This is a genomic window from Mesorhizobium sp. M7A.F.Ca.CA.003.01.2.1 (genome assembly GCF_003998945.1).
GTDB classification, from domain to species: Bacteria; Pseudomonadota; Alphaproteobacteria; order Rhizobiales; family Rhizobiaceae; genus Mesorhizobium; species Mesorhizobium ciceri.
This window is the reverse complement of the sequence record NZ_RZRA01000950.1, coordinates 1-2,115: the sequence shown is the minus strand read 5'-3', so window position 1 is coordinate 2,115 and position 2,115 is coordinate 1. Positions and strand designations below refer to the sequence as shown.

Annotated in this window: 4 protein-coding genes and 1 pseudogene; 3 read left to right on the top strand and 2 right to left on the bottom strand. The window is 58.7% G+C overall.

From position 1 onward, the window contains the following. The 3 genes and pseudogenes from EN969_RS28110 to EN969_RS28100 all read left to right on the top strand — a co-directional run. Positions 1 to 759: pseudogene (locus EN969_RS28110) on the top strand (acetate kinase); the annotation flags it as partial. A 162-nt stretch (positions 760 to 921) separates the two neighbouring features. Next, the gene (locus tag EN969_RS28105; RefSeq protein ID WP_245441362.1) at positions 922 to 1,206 is read left to right on the top strand and encodes a hypothetical protein; all 285 of its coding nucleotides are present in this window, start codon (positions 922 to 924) and stop codon (positions 1,204 to 1,206) included. Between the two features lie 91 nt (positions 1,207 to 1,297). Beyond that, positions 1,298 to 1,510: a hypothetical protein gene (locus EN969_RS28100; RefSeq protein WP_063168031.1), complete on the top strand. Its 213-nt coding sequence runs from the start codon at positions 1,298 to 1,300 to the stop codon at positions 1,508 to 1,510. A gap of 57 nt (positions 1,511 to 1,567) precedes the next feature. On the opposite strand, the gene EN969_RS28095 is transcribed toward EN969_RS28100, so the two are convergent. Continuing rightward, on the bottom strand, positions 1,568 to 1,732 hold the full coding sequence (locus EN969_RS28095) for a hypothetical protein (RefSeq protein ID WP_013531536.1): 165 nt from the start codon (positions 1,730 to 1,732) through the stop codon (positions 1,568 to 1,570). Positions 1,733 to 1,896: 164 nt separating this feature from the next. Further along, complete coding sequence (locus tag EN969_RS28090) at positions 1,897 to 2,097, bottom strand: KTSC domain-containing protein (protein ID WP_013531537.1); 201 nt, start codon at positions 2,095 to 2,097, stop codon at positions 1,897 to 1,899. Positions 2,098 to 2,115: the final 18 nt, after the last annotated feature.

Sequence of the window (2,115 nt, the reverse complement as noted above, 5' to 3'; positions counted from 1 at the left end):
GCCCTGCCACAGGTTGGCTGTTTCGACACCGCTTTCCACCAGACGATCGATCCGCTCGTGCGGCGCTTTGCCCTTCCGCGCCAGTATGAAGAGCAAGGCTTGCGCCGCTACGGGTTCCACGGTCTCTCCTATGAATACATCGCCGGGCGGCTCAGCGAGATATCGCCAATTTTCGCGGCGAAACACACGATCGTCGCCCATCTCGGCAATGGGGCAAGTCTTTGCGCCCTGCACGGGGGCAAAAGCATCGATACCACGATGGGTTTTTCGGCCCTGGATGGCCTCGTCATGGGCACGCGGTGCGGCGCCATCGATCCCGGCGTGCTGTTGTATTTCCTGCTGGAAAGAGGCATCGCGGCGGAAGAACTGCAGGCGATGCTCTACGAGAAGTCGGGCCTGCTCGGCGTATCCGGTATTTCCGGCGACATGAGGACGCTCGAAGCGAGCAATGATCCTCGCGCGCAAGAGGCGATGGCGCTTTTCGCCTTTCGCGCCGCGAGAGAGGCCGCGGCGCTTGCAAACACGATGGGTGGCCTTGAATGCCTGGTGTTCACCGCCGGCATCGGCGAACGGTCCGCGACCATCCGCAAGGCCATATGCGAAAAATTGACCTGGCTTGGCGTGGTGCTTGAAGATCGCGCCAACAACACCCACGCCGAGATCCTCAGTCGTCCCGAGAGCAAGGTGGAAGTACGCGTGATTGCGACCGATGAGGAAAGTGTCGTTGCACGTCACAGCCGCATGGTGATGCAAGCCTGAACGCTCGCCTCGGCATCGGAAAATCGGCTGTCGGTTCGGCCCGATGAAAGCCCGGGCAAGGGTATTCCCTGTACGAAAATTACCAAGCAAGCGGTCGGGGGAACCAACTGCCCATAGAAATATTGTGCGAGCAATCCCGGCTAACCCCGAGATCGTCGGCCGATGATCAGGCCGACAGCCTTACTTCAGGCATTGGCTGAGGAATCCATGTTTACGGACGACGTTGCGGTGAGGCGCCTGAAAATCCTGGTCGAGCAATATGTCGAGACACGCAAGAAACGCCACGATGTGATCTCTACCGCCAAGGCCGGGACCGCAATTCGAGAGGTGATGCCAAGTTGCCCGCTTTCAGGAAAGGCCTTCGATGATCTGATAGCGGCCTGCGCCATCGAGCATGGCCTCGCTGTGCTCTTCGACAATCCGGGGACATCAGGCACTGAAGTCTGAGGCTGGCGCTTCCGATGCTACCGTCGCGATGAGCAGGAGTTCAGTCGGCATGTCCAGGTACTTTTTCGACCTTCGAGATGAGAGCGGAAGCTTGCAGGAGGATCCCGAGGGCCAGGAATTTTCTGATCTCGCGAGCGCTGAGGAAAACGCGATGGCGTCGGCGAAGGAAATCCTTGCCGAAGAGCTGCTGCATGGCAGGCCGCTGCGTACCGGATTGACCTTCGAGATTTTTGACGAGAACCGCAACCTGGTGCTGCGCTTTCCTTTTGCGCTCGCGGCCGAAAAGGCCGGGGCACCCCCTTAATCCCGAATTGCCTGGCCGATCACCTGCAGGGGCCATACAGGTCGCCTCATGCGGATCCTATCCTTCCGCCTTGAAGTTTCTGGCTTCCTTCTCGACCTTGGGGTTGTCCTTGCCATGCTTTTGCATGAGCTCCTTGGCTTGCTTGGGTGAGACGTCGGTGGTCTCTGCCAAGCGCAATGCCTTCTTGTCCTTGCTTTCGGTCTTCTGCTTCTTGGCCGTCATGGCTCTTGAACTCCCTTGAAGCCTTTTCCGATCGATCTTTGCCGGTGCGAACACCTGAGCATGTCCAGATGAACACTTTCGTTGCCTGGCCTGCTTCGATGACGAGACGTCAACGAGACGATGCCGGTCAGGTTCCGTGCATCGCCTGCTCATGTCCAAACTTGTCACGCCACGCGGCGGTACCGATGGCGGTCGCGGATGAACTCATTGAAGAAGCGGCCTTTTGAGGAAGCTTTGGTGAAAGCGGCATAAGTTGCCGGTGCAACATCCTCATATTCGTAGCGTCTGCCGCTCGGCACAAACCAGACCGACAGGATCCTGGTGGCGGGATCGTATTGCGCATTTCGGATCACGGTCGATGGCATGGTCGCACCCGACAGGTC